At 43.0% G+C, this 20281-nt stretch carries 19 protein-coding genes; 3 read left to right on the top strand and 16 right to left on the bottom strand.

What is annotated here, in order from left to right; genetic code table 11:
• Positions 1 to 39: 39 nt before the first annotated feature.
• From J8Z24_RS16745 to J8Z24_RS16815, 15 genes are all read right to left on the bottom strand, one after another.
• The gene (locus J8Z24_RS16745; RefSeq protein ID WP_147388757.1) at positions 40 to 456 is read right to left on the bottom strand and encodes a F0F1 ATP synthase subunit epsilon; all 417 of its coding nucleotides are present in this window, start codon (positions 454 to 456) and stop codon (positions 40 to 42) included.
• A 13-nt stretch (positions 457 to 469) separates the two neighbouring features.
• On the bottom strand, positions 470 to 1855 hold the full coding sequence (atpD, locus tag J8Z24_RS16750) for a F0F1 ATP synthase subunit beta (protein WP_128732332.1): 1386 nt from the start codon (positions 1853 to 1855) through the stop codon (positions 470 to 472).
• A gap of 32 nt (positions 1856 to 1887) precedes the next feature.
• Positions 1888 to 2748 (bottom strand): F0F1 ATP synthase subunit gamma, encoded by an 861-nt coding sequence (gene atpG, locus J8Z24_RS16755; RefSeq protein WP_125253643.1) that lies wholly within the window; start codon positions 2746 to 2748, stop codon positions 1888 to 1890.
• Positions 2749 to 2800: 52 nt separating this feature from the next.
• Positions 2801 to 4342, bottom strand: coding sequence for a F0F1 ATP synthase subunit alpha (gene atpA / locus J8Z24_RS16760; RefSeq protein ID WP_125253644.1), 1542 nt, complete (start codon positions 4340 to 4342; stop codon positions 2801 to 2803).
• A 14-nt stretch (positions 4343 to 4356) separates the two neighbouring features.
• Entirely contained in the window at positions 4357 to 4890 is a 534-nt protein-coding gene (gene atpH / locus J8Z24_RS16765) for a F0F1 ATP synthase subunit delta (RefSeq protein WP_125253645.1), read from the bottom strand.
• A 15-nt stretch (positions 4891 to 4905) separates the two neighbouring features.
• On the bottom strand, positions 4906 to 5376 hold the full coding sequence (gene atpF, locus J8Z24_RS16770) for a F0F1 ATP synthase subunit B (RefSeq protein WP_010376882.1): 471 nt from the start codon (positions 5374 to 5376) through the stop codon (positions 4906 to 4908).
• Positions 5377 to 5425: 49 nt separating this feature from the next.
• Positions 5426 to 5659: a F0F1 ATP synthase subunit C gene (gene atpE, locus J8Z24_RS16775; protein WP_010376881.1), complete on the bottom strand. Its 234-nt coding sequence runs from the start codon at positions 5657 to 5659 to the stop codon at positions 5426 to 5428.
• Between the two features lie 78 nt (positions 5660 to 5737).
• Positions 5738 to 6595, bottom strand: coding sequence for a F0F1 ATP synthase subunit A (atpB, locus tag J8Z24_RS16780; RefSeq protein WP_125253646.1), 858 nt, complete (start codon positions 6593 to 6595; stop codon positions 5738 to 5740).
• 15 nt (positions 6596 to 6610) lie between these two features.
• Complete coding sequence (locus tag J8Z24_RS16785) at positions 6611 to 6991, bottom strand: ATP synthase subunit I (protein WP_125253647.1); 381 nt, start codon at positions 6989 to 6991, stop codon at positions 6611 to 6613.
• Between the two features lie 334 nt (positions 6992 to 7325).
• Positions 7326 to 8264, bottom strand: a complete 939-nt coding sequence (locus J8Z24_RS16790) for a ParB/RepB/Spo0J family partition protein (protein ID WP_128732330.1) — start codon at positions 8262 to 8264, stop codon at positions 7326 to 7328.
• 15 nt (positions 8265 to 8279) lie between these two features.
• On the bottom strand, positions 8280 to 9065 hold the full coding sequence (locus tag J8Z24_RS16795; protein WP_147388759.1) for a ParA family protein: 786 nt from the start codon (positions 9063 to 9065) through the stop codon (positions 8280 to 8282).
• Between the two features lie 14 nt (positions 9066 to 9079).
• Positions 9080 to 9700, bottom strand: coding sequence for a 16S rRNA (guanine(527)-N(7))-methyltransferase RsmG (gene rsmG, locus J8Z24_RS16800; RefSeq protein WP_252095065.1), 621 nt, complete (start codon positions 9698 to 9700; stop codon positions 9080 to 9082).
• Between the two features lie 15 nt (positions 9701 to 9715).
• Complete coding sequence (gene mnmG / locus J8Z24_RS16805; RefSeq protein WP_176033033.1) at positions 9716 to 11605, bottom strand: tRNA uridine-5-carboxymethylaminomethyl(34) synthesis enzyme MnmG; 1890 nt, start codon at positions 11603 to 11605, stop codon at positions 9716 to 9718.
• Between the two features lie 421 nt (positions 11606 to 12026).
• On the bottom strand, positions 12027 to 12464 hold the full coding sequence (locus tag J8Z24_RS16810) for a flavodoxin domain-containing protein (RefSeq protein WP_147388761.1): 438 nt from the start codon (positions 12462 to 12464) through the stop codon (positions 12027 to 12029).
• Positions 12465 to 12873: 409 nt separating this feature from the next.
• Positions 12874 to 13671, bottom strand: a complete 798-nt coding sequence (locus tag J8Z24_RS16815) for an isocitrate lyase/PEP mutase family protein (RefSeq protein WP_176033032.1) — start codon at positions 13669 to 13671, stop codon at positions 12874 to 12876.
• 439 nt (positions 13672 to 14110) lie between these two features.
• Between J8Z24_RS16815 and J8Z24_RS16820 the strand changes: the two genes are divergently transcribed.
• From J8Z24_RS16820 to J8Z24_RS16830, 3 genes are all read left to right on the top strand, one after another.
• Positions 14111 to 14311, top strand: a complete 201-nt coding sequence (locus J8Z24_RS16820; protein WP_128732327.1) for a hypothetical protein — start codon at positions 14111 to 14113, stop codon at positions 14309 to 14311.
• A gap of 166 nt (positions 14312 to 14477) precedes the next feature.
• The gene (locus tag J8Z24_RS16825; RefSeq protein WP_176033031.1) at positions 14478 to 14783 is read left to right on the top strand and encodes a hypothetical protein; all 306 of its coding nucleotides are present in this window, start codon (positions 14478 to 14480) and stop codon (positions 14781 to 14783) included.
• Between the two features lie 127 nt (positions 14784 to 14910).
• Positions 14911 to 18498 (top strand): hypothetical protein, encoded by a 3588-nt coding sequence (locus J8Z24_RS16830; RefSeq protein ID WP_176033030.1) that lies wholly within the window; start codon positions 14911 to 14913, stop codon positions 18496 to 18498.
• 114 nt (positions 18499 to 18612) lie between these two features.
• On the opposite strand, the gene mnmE is transcribed toward J8Z24_RS16830, so the two are convergent.
• Entirely contained in the window at positions 18613 to 19977 is a 1365-nt protein-coding gene (gene mnmE, locus J8Z24_RS16835) for a tRNA uridine-5-carboxymethylaminomethyl(34) synthesis GTPase MnmE (protein ID WP_125253657.1), read from the bottom strand.
• Between the last annotated feature and the right edge of the window lie 304 nt (positions 19978 to 20281).

Genomic DNA, 20281 nt, shown 5'->3' on the forward strand with positions numbered 1-20281 from the left:
CGCATTGCGTGGGTTTTTGATAACCAGATAGGCGGCTGCTTATTTGCGCAGCTGGCGTAGAAGGCGTAGTTGAGCAAGAGCCTCTTCAAGCTGCAATGCCGCACGCTGATAATCCAGCTCGCTTGCAGTGCCAGAAGCTAATTGCGCCTGCGCTTCACGTTTAGCGTCTTCAGCAGCTTGCTCATCAATTTCATCCGCACGAATAGCCACGTCCGCAAGGACGGTAACTGTTTTCGGTTGAACTTCAAGCGTACCGCCGGCAACGTAGATAACTTCTTCTGAGCTATCTGCTTTAACCAAACGTACCATACCAGGTTTTAGGCCAGTCAGTAGTGGCGCGTGGCCAGGGTGAATACCAAGTTCACCTTCACTACCTGTCACTTGAATCGTAGCCACTTCGCCAGAGAATAAACTCTGCTCTGCACTTACTACGTCAAGGTGTACTGTCATTGCCATAACAACCTCCTAATTACATGTTTTTAGCTTTATCAACTGCTTCGTCGATTGAGCCAACCATGTAGAATGCCTGCTCAGGCATATCATCGTAATCACCGTTTAGGATGCCCTTAAAGCCAGAGATTGTGTCTTTAAGAGATACGTATTTACCAGGTGCACCTGTAAATACCTCAGCAACGAAGAATGGCTGAGATAGGAAACGCTGGATCTTACGTGCACGAGATACTACTTGCTTATCTTCGTCAGATAGCTCGTCCATACCTAGAATTGCGATGATGTCTTTCAGCTCTTTATAACGTTGAAGAACTGTCTGAACGCCACGTGCTGTGTCGTAGTGCTCTTGACCGATAACTTGTGGGTCAAGCTGACGTGAAGTTGAATCTAGAGGGTCTACCGCAGGGTAAATACCTAGAGACGCGATATCACGAGAAAGTACTACTGTCGCATCTAAGTGAGCAAACGTTGTTGCTGGAGATGGGTCAGTCAAGTCATCCGCAGGTACGTATACCGCTTGGATTGAAGTGATTGAACCAGTCTTAGTTGATGCGATACGCTCCTGTAGAACACCCATTTCTTCAGCTAGTGTAGGCTGGTAACCTACTGCTGAAGGCATACGACCTAGAAGTGCTGATACTTCAGTACCTGCTAGTGTATAACGGTAGATGTTATCTACGAAGAATAGTACGTCACGACCTTCGTCACGGAACTTCTCAGCCATTGTAAGACCAGTTAGTGCAACACGTAGACGGTTACCCGGTGGCTCGTTCATCTGACCATATACTAGCGATACTTTGTCTAGTACGTTTGAGTCGTTCATCTCATGGTAGAAGTCATTACCCTCACGAGTACGCTCACCAACACCTGCGAATACTGAGTAACCGCTGTGCTCGATTGCGATGTTACGGATAAGTTCCATCATGTTTACGGTTTTACCTACACCCGCACCACCGAATAGACCAACTTTACCACCTTTAGCGAATGGACATACAAGGTCGATAACCTTGATACCAGTCTCTAGAAGTTCAACTGAGTTGCTCTGATCTTCGTATGATGGTGCTGCACGGTGAATAGACCAACGCTCTTCTTCACCAATAGGGCCTGCTTCATCAATTGCATCACCAAGTACGTTCATGATACGACCTAGTGTTGCTGTACCAACTGGAACCTTAATTGGCTCAGCTGTACCTTGTACTGGAGTACCACGACGTAGACCGTCAGTACTACCTAGTGCGATACCACGTACCACACCGCCACCTAGCTGCTGTTGCACTTCTAGTGTCAAACCAGCTAAGTCGCCTTCTGTAACTTTTAGTGCGTCATATACGGCTGGCACGTTGTCTTGTGGAAACTCGATGTCCACAACGGCGCCGATAATTTGGACGACCTTACCTAAACTCATGTCTATTCCTCTTATTAAACTTTGCCGAAGCGTTATACGGCAGCCGAACCGCTCACAATCTCACTAATTTCTTGTGTGATTGCGGCCTGACGTGCCTTGTTGTATACCAGCTGTAGCTCATCAATCAGGCCACCTGCGTTATCTGTTGCGGCTTTCATCGCAACCATACGGGCAGCTTGTTCAGAGGCAGCATTCTCAACTACACCTTGGTAGACCTGAGACTCAATAAAGCGCACTAATAGTGTCTCTAAAATCGCCTCTGGGCTTGGCTCATATAGATAATCCCAAGCGTGAGCTGATACATCTTCTTCAGCTTTTGGCAAAGGTAATAACTGATCGATAACAGGCTCTTGTTTCATTGTGTTGACAAACTGGTTGTACACAACGAATAAGCGGTCAATTTTGCCTTCTTCAAATGCTTTAAGCATTACTTTTACAGGACCAATAATATCCTGAACTGAAGGCGTATCTCCTAACCCGGTCTTCTTGGCTTCTAGCTCACCGCCAAAACGCTTAAAGAAACCAGCAGCTTTGCTGCCTAGAGCTGCGAACGTTGCCTCAACCCCTTTGTCTTTCCACGCTTTTGCGTCTCTTACTACTTTTTTGAACTCGTTTGAGTTCAAACCACCACATAGACCACGGTCTGTAGAGATAACAATGTAACCAACTCGCTTCACTTCGCGTTCTTGTAAGAACGGGTGAGTGAAGTCAAGATTAGCCTGAGCAACACGACCGATCACTTTGCGTAAGTTTTCAGCGTATGGACGACTAGACGCTACGCGTTCTTGTGCCTTCTTCATTTTAGAAGCGGCAACCATCTCCATTGCGCTGGTGATCTTTTGAGTATTCTTGATACTCCCGATCTTGCTTTTTATCTCTTTTCCGCTGGCCATGACTCTCTCTCCGAATCTCGGTGAGTAGTTCCCTACTCACCTTAATAACACATTACCAAGTTTGCGTAGATTTGAACTTCTCTAGGAGTTCTTTAAGCTGCGCTTCGATCTCGGCGTTGTAGTTACCAGTTTCATTGATTTGAGCCATTAGCTCTGCGTACTCGCTCTTAGCAAATGCGATTAGGCTTGCTTCAAAATCAAGGATCTTGTTGATTTCGATGCCTTTTAAGAAGCCTTTCTCTACTGCAAATAGCGATAATGACATATCAGCAACAGACATTGGTGCGTACTGTTTCTGCTTCATTAGCTCTGTTACACGCTCACCGTGTTCAAGCTGTGCACGAGTTGCATCGTCAAGGTCAGAAGCGAACTGAGAGAACGCCGCTAGTTCACGGTACTGAGCTAGCGCTAGACGGATACCACCACCTAGTTTCTTAACGATTTTAGTTTGCGCTGCACCACCTACACGAGATACCGAGATACCAGCGTTAACCGCTGGACGGATACCTGCGTTGAACAAGTCAGTTTCCAAGAAGATCTGACCGTCAGTGATTGAGATAACGTTGGTAGGTACGAATGCAGAAACGTCACCACCTTGAGTTTCAATGATTGGCAATGCCGTCAATGAACCTGTTTTACCTTTAACTTCACCATTTGTGAACTTCTCAACGTAGTCAGCGTTTACACGTGACGCACGCTCTAGAAGACGTGAGTGAAGGTAGAATACGTCACCTGGGTATGCTTCACGGCCTGGTGGACGCTTAAGTAGTAGTGAGATTTGACGGTAAGCAACAGCTTGCTTAGACAAATCATCATATACGATTAGTGCATCTTCACCACGGTCACGGAAGTATTCACCCATAGTACAACCAGAGAATGGCGCTAGGAACTGAAGTGCTGCTGATTCTGACGCCGAAGCAACAACAACAATCGTGTTCTCAAGTGCACCGTGCTCTTCTAGTTTACGTACTACGTTTGCAATTGTTGACGCTTTTTGACCAACCGCTACGTACACACACTTAACGCCTGTGTCTTTTTGGTTGATGATAGCATCGATTGCTAGTGCTGTTTTACCAGTCTGACGGTCACCGATCACAAGCTCACGCTGACCACGACCAACTGGGATCATCGCATCGATAGACTTATAACCAGTTTGTACTGGCTCATCTACTGATTGACGCTCGATTACGCCAGGTGCGATTTTTTCAACTGGTTCAAAACCATCGTTATCAACAGCGCCTTTACCGTCGATTGGCTCACCAAGTGTGTTAACAACACGACCAAGTAGACCACGGCCTACTGGTACTTCAAGGATACGACCAGTTGATTTAACTTTTACGCCTTCTTTAAGGTCTGCGTATGGACCCATTACTACAGCACCTACTGAGTCACGCTCAAGGTTTAGTGCGATAGCATAACGGTTGCCAGGAAGCTCAATCATCTCACCCTGCATACAGTCAGCAAGACCGTGGATGCGGATGATACCGTCGGTAACAGATACGATAGTACCTTCGTTACGCGCTTCACTTACAACTTCAAACTGTTCAATGCGTTGCTTGATCAGTGCAGAAATTTCTGTGGAATTAAGTTGCATGCTCTTTTTCCCAATTACGATTGTAGCGACGTCGCAAGACGATCTAACTTGCCGCGAACAGAACCGTCAATTACGGTGTCGCCGGCTTTAATCACTAGGCCACTTACAATGGCTTCGTCGATGCTACAATTCAGCTTAACTTTGCGTGCGAAACGTTTCTCAAGTGCCGCGACCAATTTTGCTTGCGCATCATCCGCAAGCGCTGTTGCCGAAACCACATCTACTTCGATTTCTTTGTCATAATCTGCTTTAAATTCAGCAAACAATTCTGCAACAGCTGGAATGGCAGCTAAACGCTCATTTTCGGCCATCAGCTTGATAAGGTTTTGACCTTGTTCGTTGAGTTGCTCAGCACATAACTTGATAATGATTTCAGACTGCTGTGTTTCAGTAGCAATGCTACCTAGTAGTGCCTGAACCTGCTCATCGCTGGTAACTTGACCAGCGAAGAACAGCATTTCATTCCAAGCTTCAACTGTGCCTTTTTCAACGGCAAGTTCAAAAGCCGCTTTAGCGTATGGGCGAGCGATAGTAGTCAATTCAGACATGCTCATACCCCCTGCTTAAAGCTCAGCGACAAGTTTTTCAACGATGTCACTGTGTGTGGCTTGATTGATTTCACGCTCTAAAATCTTCTCAGCGCCTGCGATAGAAAGTGCAGCGACTTGTGAACGCAGCTCTTCTTTCACACGGTTGCGCTCAGACTCAATTTCAGAGTGTCCCTGAGCAATGATTTTTTCACGCTCTTGCTGACCACGAGTTGTCTCTTCGTCAACAATTAGCGCAGCACGCTTCTTAGCTTGTTCGATGATTTCAGCCGCTTGTGCTTTCGCTTCTTTGAGCTGTTCAGCGCCTTGTGCACGTACGCGCTCAAGTTCTTTTTCAGCTTCATCAGATGCTGCTAAACCATCTTCGATTTTCTTTTGGCGAGCTTCAATCGCACCATTTAGTGGTGGCCATACGAACTTCATACAGAACCATACGAAGACCACAAATGCGATTAATTCACCTATTAGAGTGGCGTTTAAGTTCACGACCGCTCCTCCTTACTTGACAGTTGTTCGTTTCAGGTATTTTGCAATATTAAAGAGCGAACAACATGTACATAGCGATACCTACACCGATCATTGCAACGGCATCGATAAGACCAGCTAGGATGAACATTTTAACTTGTAGTGAAGGCGCAAGCTCAGGTTGACGAGCACATGCTTCTAGGAACTTACCACCCATGTTACCGAAGCCTAGTGCAGTACCGATAGCACCAAAACCGATTAGTAGTGCAACAGCGATAAGTTTAATAGCAACTGCGATTTCCATTTTTATCTCCAAAGTTTCAATAGTAAATTAAAGTTAAAGTTTAAATTTAAGTATAAAAAATCTTTATTATTCAGCTGATTAGTGACTTTCTGTACTAGCCATGCTGAGGTAAACGATAGTTAGCATCATAAATACAAATGCTTGCAGTACGATTACCATAATGTGGAATACTGCCCACACGAAGTGCAGTGGTAACTGCATTAAACCAATTGCACCGATAAGGATGAAGATCATCTCACCAGCGTACAAGTTACCAAACAAACGCAGTGCTAGTGAGAATGGCTTAGCCACTAGTGCGATTGTCTCAAGTAACAAGTTAAATGGAATTAAGATTGCCATCATTAGCTTGTTCTTAGAGCTAAATGGGTGCAATGTTAATTCTGCAATAAAGCCACCGATGCCTTTGATTTTAATTGAATAACCGATCATCAGAATAAACACACCTAGCGCCAGTGCCGCAGTCATATTTAAGTCTGTTGTAGGTACAATCTTCATGTATACATCGTGTGAGTCCATACCAAATGCTTGTTCACCAACAAAGCCGGCAAATGCAGGTAGGAAGTCAACTGGAACTAAGTCCATCAAGTTCATTAGGAATACCCAAACGAAAATCGTTAGGGCCAAAGGTGCAACTAACTTGCTGTTACCGTGATAAGTATCGCGAACGTTGGCACCAACGAACTCAACAACCATTTCGATAAAGCACTGGAATTTACCAGGAACACCTATAGTGGATTTTTTAGCGGCACTTCGGAAGATCCATAAAAATATCAGACCTAAACCGATTGACCATGCGAGGGTATCTACATGCCATGTCCAGAAACCACTATCCGCACATGCTTTGTTGAAGGCAAGACCGGCATCGGTCGAGCACATCTTGGCATTGGTCAAGTGGTGCTGAATATGGCTTGATAGAGTAACTTCTTCTGCAGCCATGTTTTATCCCAAAAGTTAATGATTAAAAAAAATCAGGACTAACCATTGTGTTAGCATCACGAGCATATACACACCAAAGAATGGCAGCATCATTACTGAAAAATGCTTAAAAATCAGTGCAAAGAGCACAACAGTTAGCAAAAATTTTAATCCATTTCCTCGTTTTATCGAGGAATATACTTGATTTGCTTTGCTCGCGCCCATAAAACGAAAAGCATAAGCAGCAAATACAAAATTAGGGAGTACTAACACAGCCCCGCCAGCTAATGCTGAAACTCCGGCTTGTACTCCCCAACCCATAAAAACGATTACTGCAGCAATTAATGCTACGATACCCTGAATCAAAACACCTTTTAATGCGGCTCGCCGATATGGACGGGCTAACGAATGAGTCACTTTATATTAACCTTAATGACGTTAAATTTTATCAGGGTATGAAAACTGGCGAAATTATACTTGTTTCTGCTTAATTTGCAACTTGACGCGATGAAATGTGACGTTTTTTGGACTCAAAATAGGTCATATTTTGTTAAGTAAGAGCACGTAGATTGGTCGCACTTCGAAGGTGATTGCTTTTACAGCGAAGCTCTGTTGTTTGGGGCTGCACAATAAACTGTAAAGACGGTAATGTGATGTCTGACTCAACACCACATTACCAGTTAGGCTAGGGGGCTTAGCTAGTTGGACTCAAACACAAAAAATAGCAGTGCTTTTAGTCAACATTTTAATCTTAATTGGCATCGTTCATCTCAGGGTTAATACGCCCTAAGATACCATCAAGTTCATCTAAGCTCGCATAAGAGATAACCAGTTTACCTTTGCCTTTTTGGTTATAGTTAATCTCAACTTTTGCACCCAGGTTTTCCTGTAGTTGCTGTTCCAATAGCTTCACATCAGGATCTTTTTGCTTAACAGCTTTTTCCTCAACTGGTTCTAGAATTGTACGTACCAGTTTTTCGGTTTCCCTAACCGTTAACCCCTTAGCAACAGCCGTTCTAGCAGCTTCTGATTGGGCTTCACCACTGAGTGCTAACAAACAACGCGCGTGACCCATTTCAATATCACCATGCTCTAACAATATTTTTACATCATCATTGAGATTGTTTAAGCGCAGTAAGTTAGTCACTGTGGTACGAGATTTACCCACAGCATCTGCCACTTGTTGATGTGTTAGCTCAAATTCATTTAATAACCTATCAAGTGCTATTGCCTCTTCCATCGCATTAAGATCTTCACGCTGAATGTTTTCGATCAATGCAATGGCAACCGCGGCTTCATCAGGAACATCTTTAACTAAGCAAGGGACTGTGTCTTGCTTGGCTAACTGCGCAGCACGCCAACGTCGCTCACCGGCGATGATCTCGAACTGTTGAGCTGACACTTTACGCACCACGATAGGTTGCAAAATTCCCTGAGATCGAATTGAGCTGGCAAGTTCTTCCAGTGCCTGTTCAGACATATCTTTACGCGGCTGGTATTTACCCGGCACTAGCCACTCTATGGGTAAACGTTGTAACTCTTGCTCGATAACTGGCTCTGCACTAGGTTCACTTTCGGCAGTCACCGGCTGCTCAGCGGCCGTAGCAGGTGCAGATGCACTTGGATTAGGTTTCGCCGAACTCAAAAGGGCATCCAACCCTCGGCCTAAACCTCGTTTTTTAACCGACATGTTCTTTTTATCCTCTTAGGCAACCGCAGCTGCTTGCTTTTCTTTGCGTCTTAGCATTTCCCCTGCAAGAGCAAGATAGGCTTTTGCACCACTGGATGCTCTATCATAATACATCGCTGGAGCACCAAAACTTGGTGCTTCCGCCAAGCGCACATTCCGTGGGATCACAGTACGATACACTTTATCGCCAAAGTGCTGCTTTAGCTGTTCGGATACATCGTTTGCAAGGCGATTACGCGGATCGTACATGGTGCGTAAAATACCTTCAATTTGCAATCCAGGATTTACCAATTTGCCCAATTGAGTGATGGTATCCATCAAGGCGGTCAACCCTTCAAGTGCATAATACTCACACTGCATAGGCACTAACACCGCATCAGCTGCTGCCATCGCATTAACCGTGAGCATATTGAGAGAAGGTGGGCAGTCAATAAATATATATTCATATTTATCTTTGACGGTTTCTAACGCATTGCGCAATCTAACTTCACGGGCAAATAACTCCATTAGTTTGACTTCAGCTGCCGTTACATCGCCATTCGCTGCGATCAAATGATACTCACCGCTAGTTTCAGTTGAGATGACTTGATCGATAGGTGACTCTTCGATCAACAGATCATACACCGTCGCCACATCACCATATTTATCGACACCGCTTCCCATCGTTGCATTACCTTGAGGATCGAGATCGATCAGTAATACTTTACGTTTTGTCGCCGCCATGGACGCGGCCAAATTCACCGCAGTGGTTGTTTTACCAACACCACCTTTTTGGTTTGCTATTGCAATGATTCTTGCCACATTGTCCTCGACAATTAATCTTTAGAAAGAATGATTAAATGGCGCTCACCGTCTAGTTTAGGCACCACTAAGCTAATATCTTGCGATAAACTCACACCGTTTGGTAGCTTTTCTAGCTCATCAGCAGGGTACTGTCCCTTAAGCGCTAAGAATACACCTTGGTCATCGATTAAATGCGAGCACCACTGGATCATATCTTGTAGTGATGCAAAAGCACGGCTGAGTACACCGTCTAATTTAACACTTGGTTGATATTCTTCAACACGAGACTGCACAGGGGTGACATTATCAATGCCAAGCCCATGTTTTACCTGCATTAAAAATCGGACTCTTTTACCAAGGCTATCAAGAAGAACAAAATTGATGTCCGGTCTAGCAATCGCTAACACCATGCCAGGTAAACCAGGACCTGTGCCAACATCAATATAATTGCTACCTGTTAAATGCGGTGCGACGACTAAAGAATCCATGATGTGTTTCACCATCATTTCTTTAGGGTCTCGAACGGAAGTGAGATTGTAAGCTTTATTCCATTTATCCAGCAGTTGGACATAGTCGACCAACTGCTGCTTTTGTTGTTCGCTGATCTCGATTGAGGTATCAGCGAGTAATTCATTCAATTGTTCTAATAACACAGTGTTCCACTGCTATTACGCCGACTTACGCAATAGCCCTTGCTTTTTCAGATACACTAATAATAGCGAAATAGCAGCAGGGGTGATACCAGAAATACGTGAAGCTTGGCCAATCGTTTGTGGACGCGCATCAGTTAGCTTTGCCACAACCTCATTTGACAGGCCACTTACCTGGCTATAATCAAAATCCGCTGGCAATACTGTTTCTTCATGACGTAGCTGTTTATTTATCTCATCCTGCTGACGCGCAATGTAGCCTGCGTACTTAGTCTGGATCTCAACTTGCTCAAGAGCAGGGATGTTATCAAACTCAGATCCTAGCCCTTCTATTGCCATGAGATCATGGTAATTAACTTCCGGGCGACGGATTAAATCTTCTAGACTGGCTTCGCGTACGAGTGGCTTTTTCAGCAGTTCGTTTACCGCATCAAGTGCTGGATGATCTTTATGGATCCAAGTGTTGCGTAAACGCTGTGCTTCTTGTTCCATGACTTCAAGCTTTTCATTGTAAGCTGCCCAGCGTTCATCATTAACAAGACCTAGCTCGCGGCCTTTTTCAGTTAATCGTAAATCTGCATTATCTTCACGTAATAACAAGCGGTACTCTGCACGGGAAGTAAACATACGATAAGGTTCTTTGGTGCCTAATGTTGCTAAGTCATCAATCAGCACACCGGCATAAGCTTCATCACGGCGAGGAGTCCATGCTTCACGACCTTGAACCTGAAGTGCCGCGTTCATACCCGCGATCAGGCCCTGAGCACCAGCTTCTTCATAACCAGTGGTACCATTGATTTGACCAGCAAAGAACAGGCCATTGATAAACTTTGTTTCTAGTGACTGTTTAAGGTCACGTGGATCGAAGAAATCATATTCTATTGCATAACCAGGACGGCAGATATGAGCATTTTCAAAACCTTGGATCGAGCGTACGATCTCTAGCTGAATATCAAATGGTAAGCTGGTGGAAATACCATTTGGATATAACTCGTAAGAAGTTAGCCCCTCAGGCTCAACAAATATCTGATGCTTTTCTTTATCAGCAAAACGTACAATTTTATCTTCAATAGAAGGGCAGTAACGTGGACCTATACCTTCAATCACACCAGCATACATAGGTGAGCGATGCAAATTATTGCGGATCACTTCATGAGTTTTTTCATTGGTATAGGTGATATAGCATGGGATCTGTTTTGGATGATCAGACACTTTACCCATAAATGAGAAAACCGGAGTAGGGGTATCGCCTGGTTGTTCTTGCATCACTGAAAAATCAACCGTTCGTGCGTCGATACGTGGTGGTGTACCCGTTTTTAGACGATCAACGCGGAATGGCATTTCACGTAAACGTTCAGCTAGGGCAATAGAAGGTGGATCGCCAGCACGGCCGCCTTTAAAGTTTTCTAAACCAATATGGATCTGACCACCCAAGAAGGTACCAACCGTTAGCACCACAGAAGAAGCACTAAAACGTAATCCCATCTGTGTCACAACACCTTTGACCTGATCCCCTTCAACAATGAGATCATCACAAGATTGTTGGAAGATCTTTAAGTTATCTTGGTGTTGTAAAATATCTTGGATCGCGGCTTTATATAATGCGCGATCTGCTTGAGCGCGAGTTGCCCGTACCGCTGGACCTTTAGATGAATTTAATGTTCTAAACTGGATCCCACCTTTGTCGATAGCCTTGGCCATTGCACCGCCAAGTGCATCGATCTCTTTTACTAAATGACCTTTACCAATTCCACCAATTGCCGGGTTACATGACATTTGGCCTAAGGTATCCATATTGTGTGTTAACAATAAGGTATTCATACCCATTCGGGCTGCTGCGAGTGCAGCTTCTGTGCCTGCGTGTCCACCACCAACAACGATGACATCAAAATGTTCATGATAAATCATTTACGGGATCCTACTTAAAACAACCGAGCAAATTTAGAAAGGATGCGTATTCTACCTAGAATTAACCAGAAGTGAAATGGTTAAACTTTAGACAGCGCAAAAAAGAGATCTCTTAAAATATATAAGGATCTTTTTAAAGATCTTTATTGATCTTACTATTACTGATCCTATGATCTGTGAATAGTTTTGTATTCCTTTTTAGATCCAACTGCTTAGCTTAGATCAATTGATGTGAATTAGATCGGATCAACAGGCTTAAAACCTTTGATCAACTTGGCACTTTATTCACAGGCTTAGATCTTGATTATTTTATCCAATGGATAAGTAACCTTAGATCTGCAGTTAGATCAGAGGTTATCCACAATGCGATCTAAAATAGACTAAATTTGTGTATAACTTCTGTGTATTTATGATCGCCTCATTAAGCGATGCTGTCGATAAACTTAGGTAGCCAAGCAATAGCGGTATCTTCTGGTAGATCAGGCTGTAATACATCGATCTTTTCCACGTCGACCAGCAATGTCGCTCCTTTCTCTTTTAACAAGGCTGCAAGATTAAGTGCTGCATAGTTAAAGGTGTCATAACTTGAGTCGCCAATCCCTATCACTGCAAAGCGCAGGCCTTGGAGATCTGTTGTATCGTTTAGGGCTGATATAAAAGGCAATAGGTTTTCAGGATAGTCTCCAGCACCATAGGTTGATGTGACCACCAGCCATAGTGTTTGTTGACATGCCTCAAGCTCTGGCTGCTCATGTAGGTTCACTGCAATGCCATGGGATTCAAGTGACTCTACTACTTGTTCTGCAACATATTCTGCTGACCCCATTTGACTACCAACGATCAGATCTAAAGTTTGCATTATTACCTTACCTAAGCTTCTAGTGCGCGACATCTTAGCGATTAACGTGAATATGTAAAGAGTAACACTTACGTTGTGGGAATTTTTTTTTGCTCAAATTCTGTTTGATTTTTTAGTTTTTTAATTATGGCTATGAATTTAAAGAAGAAAATAAAATATTCCTTATGGTTTGTAGGTGATTTACTTGTGGATAATCTATGAGCCAGTTGAGTTTAACTGTTCGTAGCCTAGGTGATGTTTTGCATTAATAAGTGGTTGATATCGCTATTATGGATGCAAGCAGTAAGGTTGTGGATTAGCGATTGTGGATAACGATCTAAATGGTTGAAGTTGATCGGTTTTTTTAGATCTATATAGTTAGATCCATATAATAAAAGAATCTAAAAAACCGGGAGATCTAGCCATTAATTTAATTTGACTGCCATGTTATGCCGACAGAGTGTTCAAATAAGAAGTCAACTGTTGCTTCTTTAAGCATCCTTTTAGTTACTGACTCCTGCTGCGCTATCACGTGATCGCTCAGTGCATTTCCGGATGAGATACGTTTGACGCCCAATTCTGTGAGCTGCTGTTTATCACTTAGTCCGGGCATCAACATTACGTTAACTGGAATCGAAAGTAGAGTAGTCAGGCGCTTTATCGTGACAAGTTCAGTTAAACCGGGAATAAAAAAGCCATCGCAACCCGCTTCTTGATAAGCGAGTGCACGTTTAAGTAATGCTGTTTCATTCCATTGTGGTTGTAAGCAAAGATCGCAACGTGCATTGATAAAAAAGTGTTTAAAACCAGCGTCACGTAATGCTTGCCTGATAGCATATAGTAATGACTGGTGTGCTTGAATATCACGTAAACCGTTCTGATGACTGGGCGTGTCTTCAATATTGATACCTGCAACACCAAGATCTGCCAATTGAATAATATGCTTGATGATCTGACTTTGATCCGCGCTGTAGCCTGCCTCAATATCAACGCTTAAGGGAATAGTGATCACCTTAAGAATGGCACTGACTATTTGTAGCACATGATCAAATGTGAGTTGTTCTCCATCTTTAAAGCCTTGGTGATTAGACATGCCCCAACTTGTTGTTGCAACTGCTTGGCCACCAGCTTGCTCAATAATAAGTGCCGATAAAGGATCCCAACAATTAGCAATAAAGAGGGGGTTGGGGTTTTGATGAAGGGCTTTAAAAATTGTTCGTTTATTCATTTTATTTCTCGTAAGTTTAAATACTTAGCATAAATATTCTTGTCAGAACAAACCGGCCACATTCGGCACTCAACATTTTTATACGTATTTTCACAAAAAAGTAAGGTGAGTCGCTTACTTGAAAAATATGTATGATTTTCATACATGTGAAGAAGTTTTCAACAATTCCCGTATTTTTATAAAATTTTATGTCATTGATAAATAAACTTTTTGTTTATTTTCTCATTATTTGTTATCCCATTCGCTTTGATGTTAATACTGATTATGAATTGTACAAAATAGCAAGGATTGCTTTGGTAAACGTTTTTACTTTTACATCAAAACTGGATTTTGCTTGGGCAATGAGATGTTTTATCGATTTATTCTCATTCCAGATAGGTCGATATACACAAGGTGCTTATTACTAGCCGTTACATAACCGTAAAGTTAAGGAAAAAACATGAAAAAATTAATTGAAAAAAGTGTGCTATCTAGTATTTCTGGTGGTAGTGGTGTTTTGGATCCATTAGACCCAGCGTCGTCTGTTTTACATCCTGTTAGACCTGAATCTTCAGTACTGCACCCAGTGAGACCTGAGTCTTCAGTATTACACCCTGTTAGACCTGAATCTTCGGTACTACACCCTGTTAAGCCCATCTAATACATAGATTTAATATCGTTGGCATATGTGTTGTTGCCAACGATATTACCTTATACTTTACTTTTTATTAATATAATTCAAAGACTTAATTTTATATGTTGTATTGACCTCATGATTAAGATTGGAAATAATGCTTTCGACTTTAAGGAACATTAAAAGGTAAAGCATGGAGAAGAAACTGCGCATCAGTGCCGCTAAAGATTGGTATTCATTTCGCATTAGCGCTTCTGGAGAGCTGGAATTTAAACGTGTTGCACTATGGGCCGCCGATAAACATGGTTCAGTAACAGGACTTATCTCTGGTACTGTGAGCAAAAAGCTCGCTAACTATTTATACAAGTCATCATACACACATGGTGGTTATATTCATTGGGATGATATGACACCCGATCAACAGAAAAAGGCAAAGCAGGACTGCCAAATAGACGTCGACAGGTTAAAAGAGCTACAAGAGGACGATACTAGCTCGTAATCGACACCCGCTGCTTTTTAATATTTACTTGAAATCACCGCAGTTTACATAACTGTGCTTCATTATTTTTTCTACTCTATAGTCCGATTAGTGCGGCTATACGTTAAATCCAATTAGAAATAACGACATGAATCAATTCGATAAAAACCAGATTATCACGCTGGATATTCAAGACCCGCAACAAATCAAATTAGCATTAACACAATATAAAGCTTTATTAGATGAGGATAGGGCTTTTAGCGATAGTCAATTTGATATTGAATTTAAGCAACGGGGAAAAGACGGTGATCGCCGCCTACAACCACAAGACAGCGGCAACAACCTTAAGTTGCTACAATCTGCATTAAACTTAGGCCAAGAAGGTGGCTCTCACCACTATAATCATCCGATAGATGATGATACTGAAACTTATATTTCTGAGGTTATTCTGTTTGCAGCTGCGCTGCAATATTCCGAAATTAAAGAGGTTGTTGTAGAAACTGCCAAAGCCATCGTCGCTTATAGTCGACGCCAAAACAATACAGATGAAATGTGGCTAGATGATATGCGGGTATTTGGCGTAGAAGCATTATATATGCTTGCAAAGACAGATATACGATATGCCTACTTGCTTGCACAGTTTTTTGTGCCTTATTGGGATGATGAACATGCCTGCGGTTACGAAAGCTATTTAAGTTCGTTACTTCATGAGCATGGCTGGCACAATGAAATAATCAAAGCATTTATATGGTGTGACAACGATAGCTTTAGATCTGGTATGTTCCAAAATGATCAATATAGTGATGATTGTAGTCACCAGCCTCTGGGGGAATATTTATGCCAGCACCCGGAGTTCTATGAACCGTTTAAAGCGTTAGTTATTGCACGTTTCAAAGCTGAACCTGCATTACTTGAGCGTATCGATACTATGTGCGATGAAGGTGAAGAAGAAGACTTAAGTGCTTATCAACCCGTCGTGTCTCTATACCAATCGCTATTCCCTCATACCTGTTTTTATGACGATGAAGAAGCCAAAGATAGCTTTATGGCAATGCCGTTTTTTGGCAATACGCTCGAAAATGAAGCGTATGATTTACAGCAAAAAGTCCAATCACAGGTTGTAGGGCCGCTCGTTAAAATAGCACAAAGTGCTATTACTGCGCGTGCAAACTATCGCGCCTATCTCGCCAGAGACGAGAGAAAATATGAGCTTAACTATGGTAGCAATTTATTGAAGCCCTTAGTGCTAGCTATGCCACAAGGTGAGTCATTGTGGCGCTATATTGAAAGTGGTGAGCCACACACCGTGTTAGAAACACTCTGTGAAGTAGATGTATTTGAATTAGCAAAAGTGCATGCCAGTGATATGGCTGAGCATTTTGTTGATCAATTGGTTAGTTTCGAGCACAACAACCAAGGCATAGCCAACGAGTTGAAATCGGTGCTCAATCTTGTACGGGGCGATCTACTGACTGATCACTTCAGTGAAGAAGTTGAATGTACACAACCAAATGGTTTGGTATTGACGCTTACGGTACGCAAAGATACAGAAACTAACTTACTACAAGCTCGTGCTCAGCAATACTTGCGCGTGATTGACGTATTTTACCATGCTCTAGGCAAACGTGAGTTTAGTAAATATATGATGGCATCACTTACCGAAGGTGATGAGGCGCTACTTTCTAGAGAAGCCTATTATCAGCGCTACACTCAACTCTCCTTATCTGATATTGAAAGCGCAGTAGAAAGTGCTAAAGCCAAAAATATTCAATCGATATTTCGCCACTTTACTAATCACGATGAATTACTGTGTCGCAAGCATCTAAAGTTGGTTGACGAGCATTTTCGCTCATCTCGTGCGCTTTGCCATCCAGAGCAGTGGCCGCAATTGGATATGGGCTTAATGACACTGGCCAGTTATCACCTTCACAGTGATTACAATCAGCGTATTGGCGATGATATTACAGAGGCACTGGTAACTTATCTTAACGATAATCATATTTGGCAACTCGCTGCCCAGCACATAATTAAAAAATGTCATAAAAAGTCAGACCGTTATAACCCCGAAAATCTGGGATTATCTGAGGAGCAAATAGCGCGGATCTGCGAACACTTTACTGCAGACACGCCGCAAGATGATTTGACCAGTATATTGGCACTAGTACAGCCACACTTGTATCGAGATGAGTGCTGTCTCGGCGACCTTTACTTAAACAAATTTAGTGAGCAGCAACCCAGCTATCAGCTTTTTAAAGATCATGATGATGACTTTCAGCGCTTTACCTTAGCCGCATTTTGGTTGCGGCAATTACCTTTACCCTTACAAAATAAAGCAGATCGTTTGTGGCAATTTATTATTGCATTGGCGCCTGTTAGGGTTGCACGCAATGTGCTTCGTGCTTATTCAGATGATCATTGGGATATAGAGTTTAACAATATACTCGATGGGATTGATGTCTATGAGCACTTAACTAAAGCTGGAATAGATAGCGGTATTCTGAATGCCTATGAAATGAGTTATCAACGTTATGACTTCGGGCGTTACGTAAATTGGATAGAGATTTACAGCGAAATAGTCAGTGATGATACCAGTATGTTTGGCAGCATGGGGCGTAAAAAAGCCAAAGCCATGGAACGGGGACTTGCGTATATTAATGAGCGCACGAAAGTTGAGTTTTTACATCATGTATCACTCAAACATCCTGAAGTTGCAGTGGACTTTGATCATGACTTGCGCCGTACAATAGATATTTTTGTGCAATTAAATCTGCACTCTTGGGAGCATGCGCTGGCACATGAGTCAGGTAAGGATTGTCTGTATTTCGGTGAAGGTGAAAAGTTACCAAAGAAGCTGTATAAAACCATTGTGGCAGATAGCCTTTCAATACATGATAAACCTTGTCATGTTGATGGTCGAAGTTGGGAAGCCAGCACTGTGTTGCAGCAGCAAGGAGACAATTACGTGATTGTGATGGCCGATCATGAGGTGCCGCTTGCTTGGTATGAAAACAGACTGCCATCGGGACCCTTATTGGTATTCTCAGAGCAGGTTGAACGTGCTGCTATTGTAAAGCGCGTTGCTGAACTTCAAGTGCAGTGCAATCGTATCAATGAGATTGTTGAACAAACGATGGCTTATCTAGATAACGAAATAGAGTTTGACGCCATGGCTGCGCTGTTCAAAGGGCAAATATTCACCGAGTTTATGCGTATCGATGCCGATGAATACCACATGTATAGTCTGCGTCAATTTGTGTGGATGCTAGATGTTAAGCGTCGCAACAAACTGGTACGTCTGCTGCTCAATCATGACTATCGCGGCTTTAAATTAATTGAAGCGCAAATGGAGCAACCTTGGTTGTTACATCAACTGGCACACAATGAAATTGATTTTGAGACTTACCTATCAACCAGCGATGAGTATGAAGGTGAAGCATCCGAGACCGGTATGGCATTTTTACTTGCCTGGTTATTTGAGATCGGCATTAAACCTGAACACTTGGTGCTGTTTTGTATTAAGCGCAGCCATTTTGATGTGTGTCGTGAGTTTATTGTGGCACATGCCCGTGGCCAATATGGCAGTTTTAAACAGAGTTTGAGCTACTTACACGCAGGTCGCCGCGCTGAACTTCCTGAAATATTAAGCCAAGAAGCAGATGCTGAAGTATTGCTAGCTCCATTGAAAAAAGACAAATCTCGTAAGGTAAAAGAAGCAGTCAGCCATTACTGTAGCTAACCTGAGTTCAGCTCATTCCTTATCCAAACCTCAGGTTAGCTAGTGTGTAACCATACGCCCGAACATCGGGCGTATGACAACTCAAATATTTGGATTATTTATCCGAAGGTCAGGTTATTTACCAATACAGAATGAACTAAAGATTTTGCCTAGCAAATCATCTGAGGTGAATTCGCCGGTGATCTCATTGAGGTATTGCTGGGTAAGGCGCAGCTCTTCTGCCAGAATTTCACCGGCAATGTGCATCTCTAGCTGAGTTTGGCCTATTTCTAGGTGCTCAGCAGCGCGTTCTAGGGCGTCTAAATGACGACGACGAGCCATAAAGCCACCCTCAGTTGCACCTGTGAATCCAATACAGGCTTTTAGGTGTTCTCTCAATAAATCAATGCCTTGAATATCCTTGGCACTCAGGCGAATAAGAGTATGGCCATCACTCGTTGTTGTGCCAATGGCTTCACCGCTCAAATCGACTTTATTGCGGATCACCGTAATCTCCATACCTTGCGGTAGTTGCTCAATAAAATCAGGCCAGATCTTCGCAGGATCGGTTTCGTGGGTTTCTGTGCCATCTACCATAAACAGTACATGATCGGCACCACGGATCTCTTCCCAAGCACGCTCTATGCCTATCTGTTCTACTTTATCTGGACTATCACGAAGTCCTGCAGTGTCGATAATATGAAGCGGCATACCATCGATATGAATGTGCTCACGCAGTACATCCCTTGTGGTACCTGCAATGTCTGTAACAATCGCGGCTTCACGGCCAGCTAAGGCATTGAGTAGCGATGATTTACCTGCGTTAGGACGACCTGCAATCACCACGCGCATACCTTCACGCATAATACTGCCTTGCTTGGCTTGTTTACGCACTTCAGCGAGTTGCTGAATAATGCTCTCAAGATCCCCTGCGACTTTACCGTCTGATAGAAAATCAATTTCTTCATCGGGGAAATCAATTGCAGCCTCTACATACATACGAAGGTGAATTACTTTTTCGACTAATGCGTTGATATGTTTAGAGAAGTCACCTTGGAGCGAATGTAGCGCACTTTTTGCAGCTTGCTCGCTGGTGGCATTGATCAAGTCTGCGATGGCTTCTGCTTGCGTTAAGTCTAGCTTGTCGTTCATAAAAGCACGTTCTGAGAACTCACCAGGCTTTGCCAAGCGCACTTGCTCGATTTGGCTTATCTCCTTTAGCAGCATATCAAGGACAACCGGACCACCGTGGCCTTGTAGCTCAAGCACATCTTCTCCTGTGAATGAGTTTGGTCCTTGAAAGAACAGCGCAATGCCTTGGTCAAGCTGTTCACCTGCTAAGGTATTGAATGGCAGGTATTCGGCATAGCGAGTTTTTGGGCATTTACCTAAGATTTGCTCGGCGACCGCTTTGGCTTTACTACCTGATACGCGAATAATACCAACGCCACCGCGACCCGGAGCGGTAGCCTGTGCTGCTATGGTGTCTTGTGCAATCATGATGACTCTTTAGACTGTCTGGTTAATAGACATAATTGTACAGCAATTGATATATCTCAGGTATAGCTGCTAGATAATATCTACAAGTGTTGGTTCCCTTGCGATTTTGTTTTTGTTCTTCGGAGTGTACTGTGGCTATAGCGTTTGACTTGTCGCTTCGTGGTTCAAGCGATAATTGAGCGATATGGATTTGACCTGGTGTTGGCAACAATCAAGTTGGAAAGGTTGGCTTAACTTCATTTTAGCAGTTAGATGACTTTGCTTAGGATTAGTCGTGTTTGTTAGTTATAGTATAGGTACAATA

This window comes from Pseudoalteromonas sp. SCSIO 43201, assembly GCF_023716725.1.
Taxonomy (GTDB): Bacteria; Pseudomonadota; Gammaproteobacteria; order Enterobacterales; family Alteromonadaceae; genus Pseudoalteromonas; species Pseudoalteromonas peptidolytica.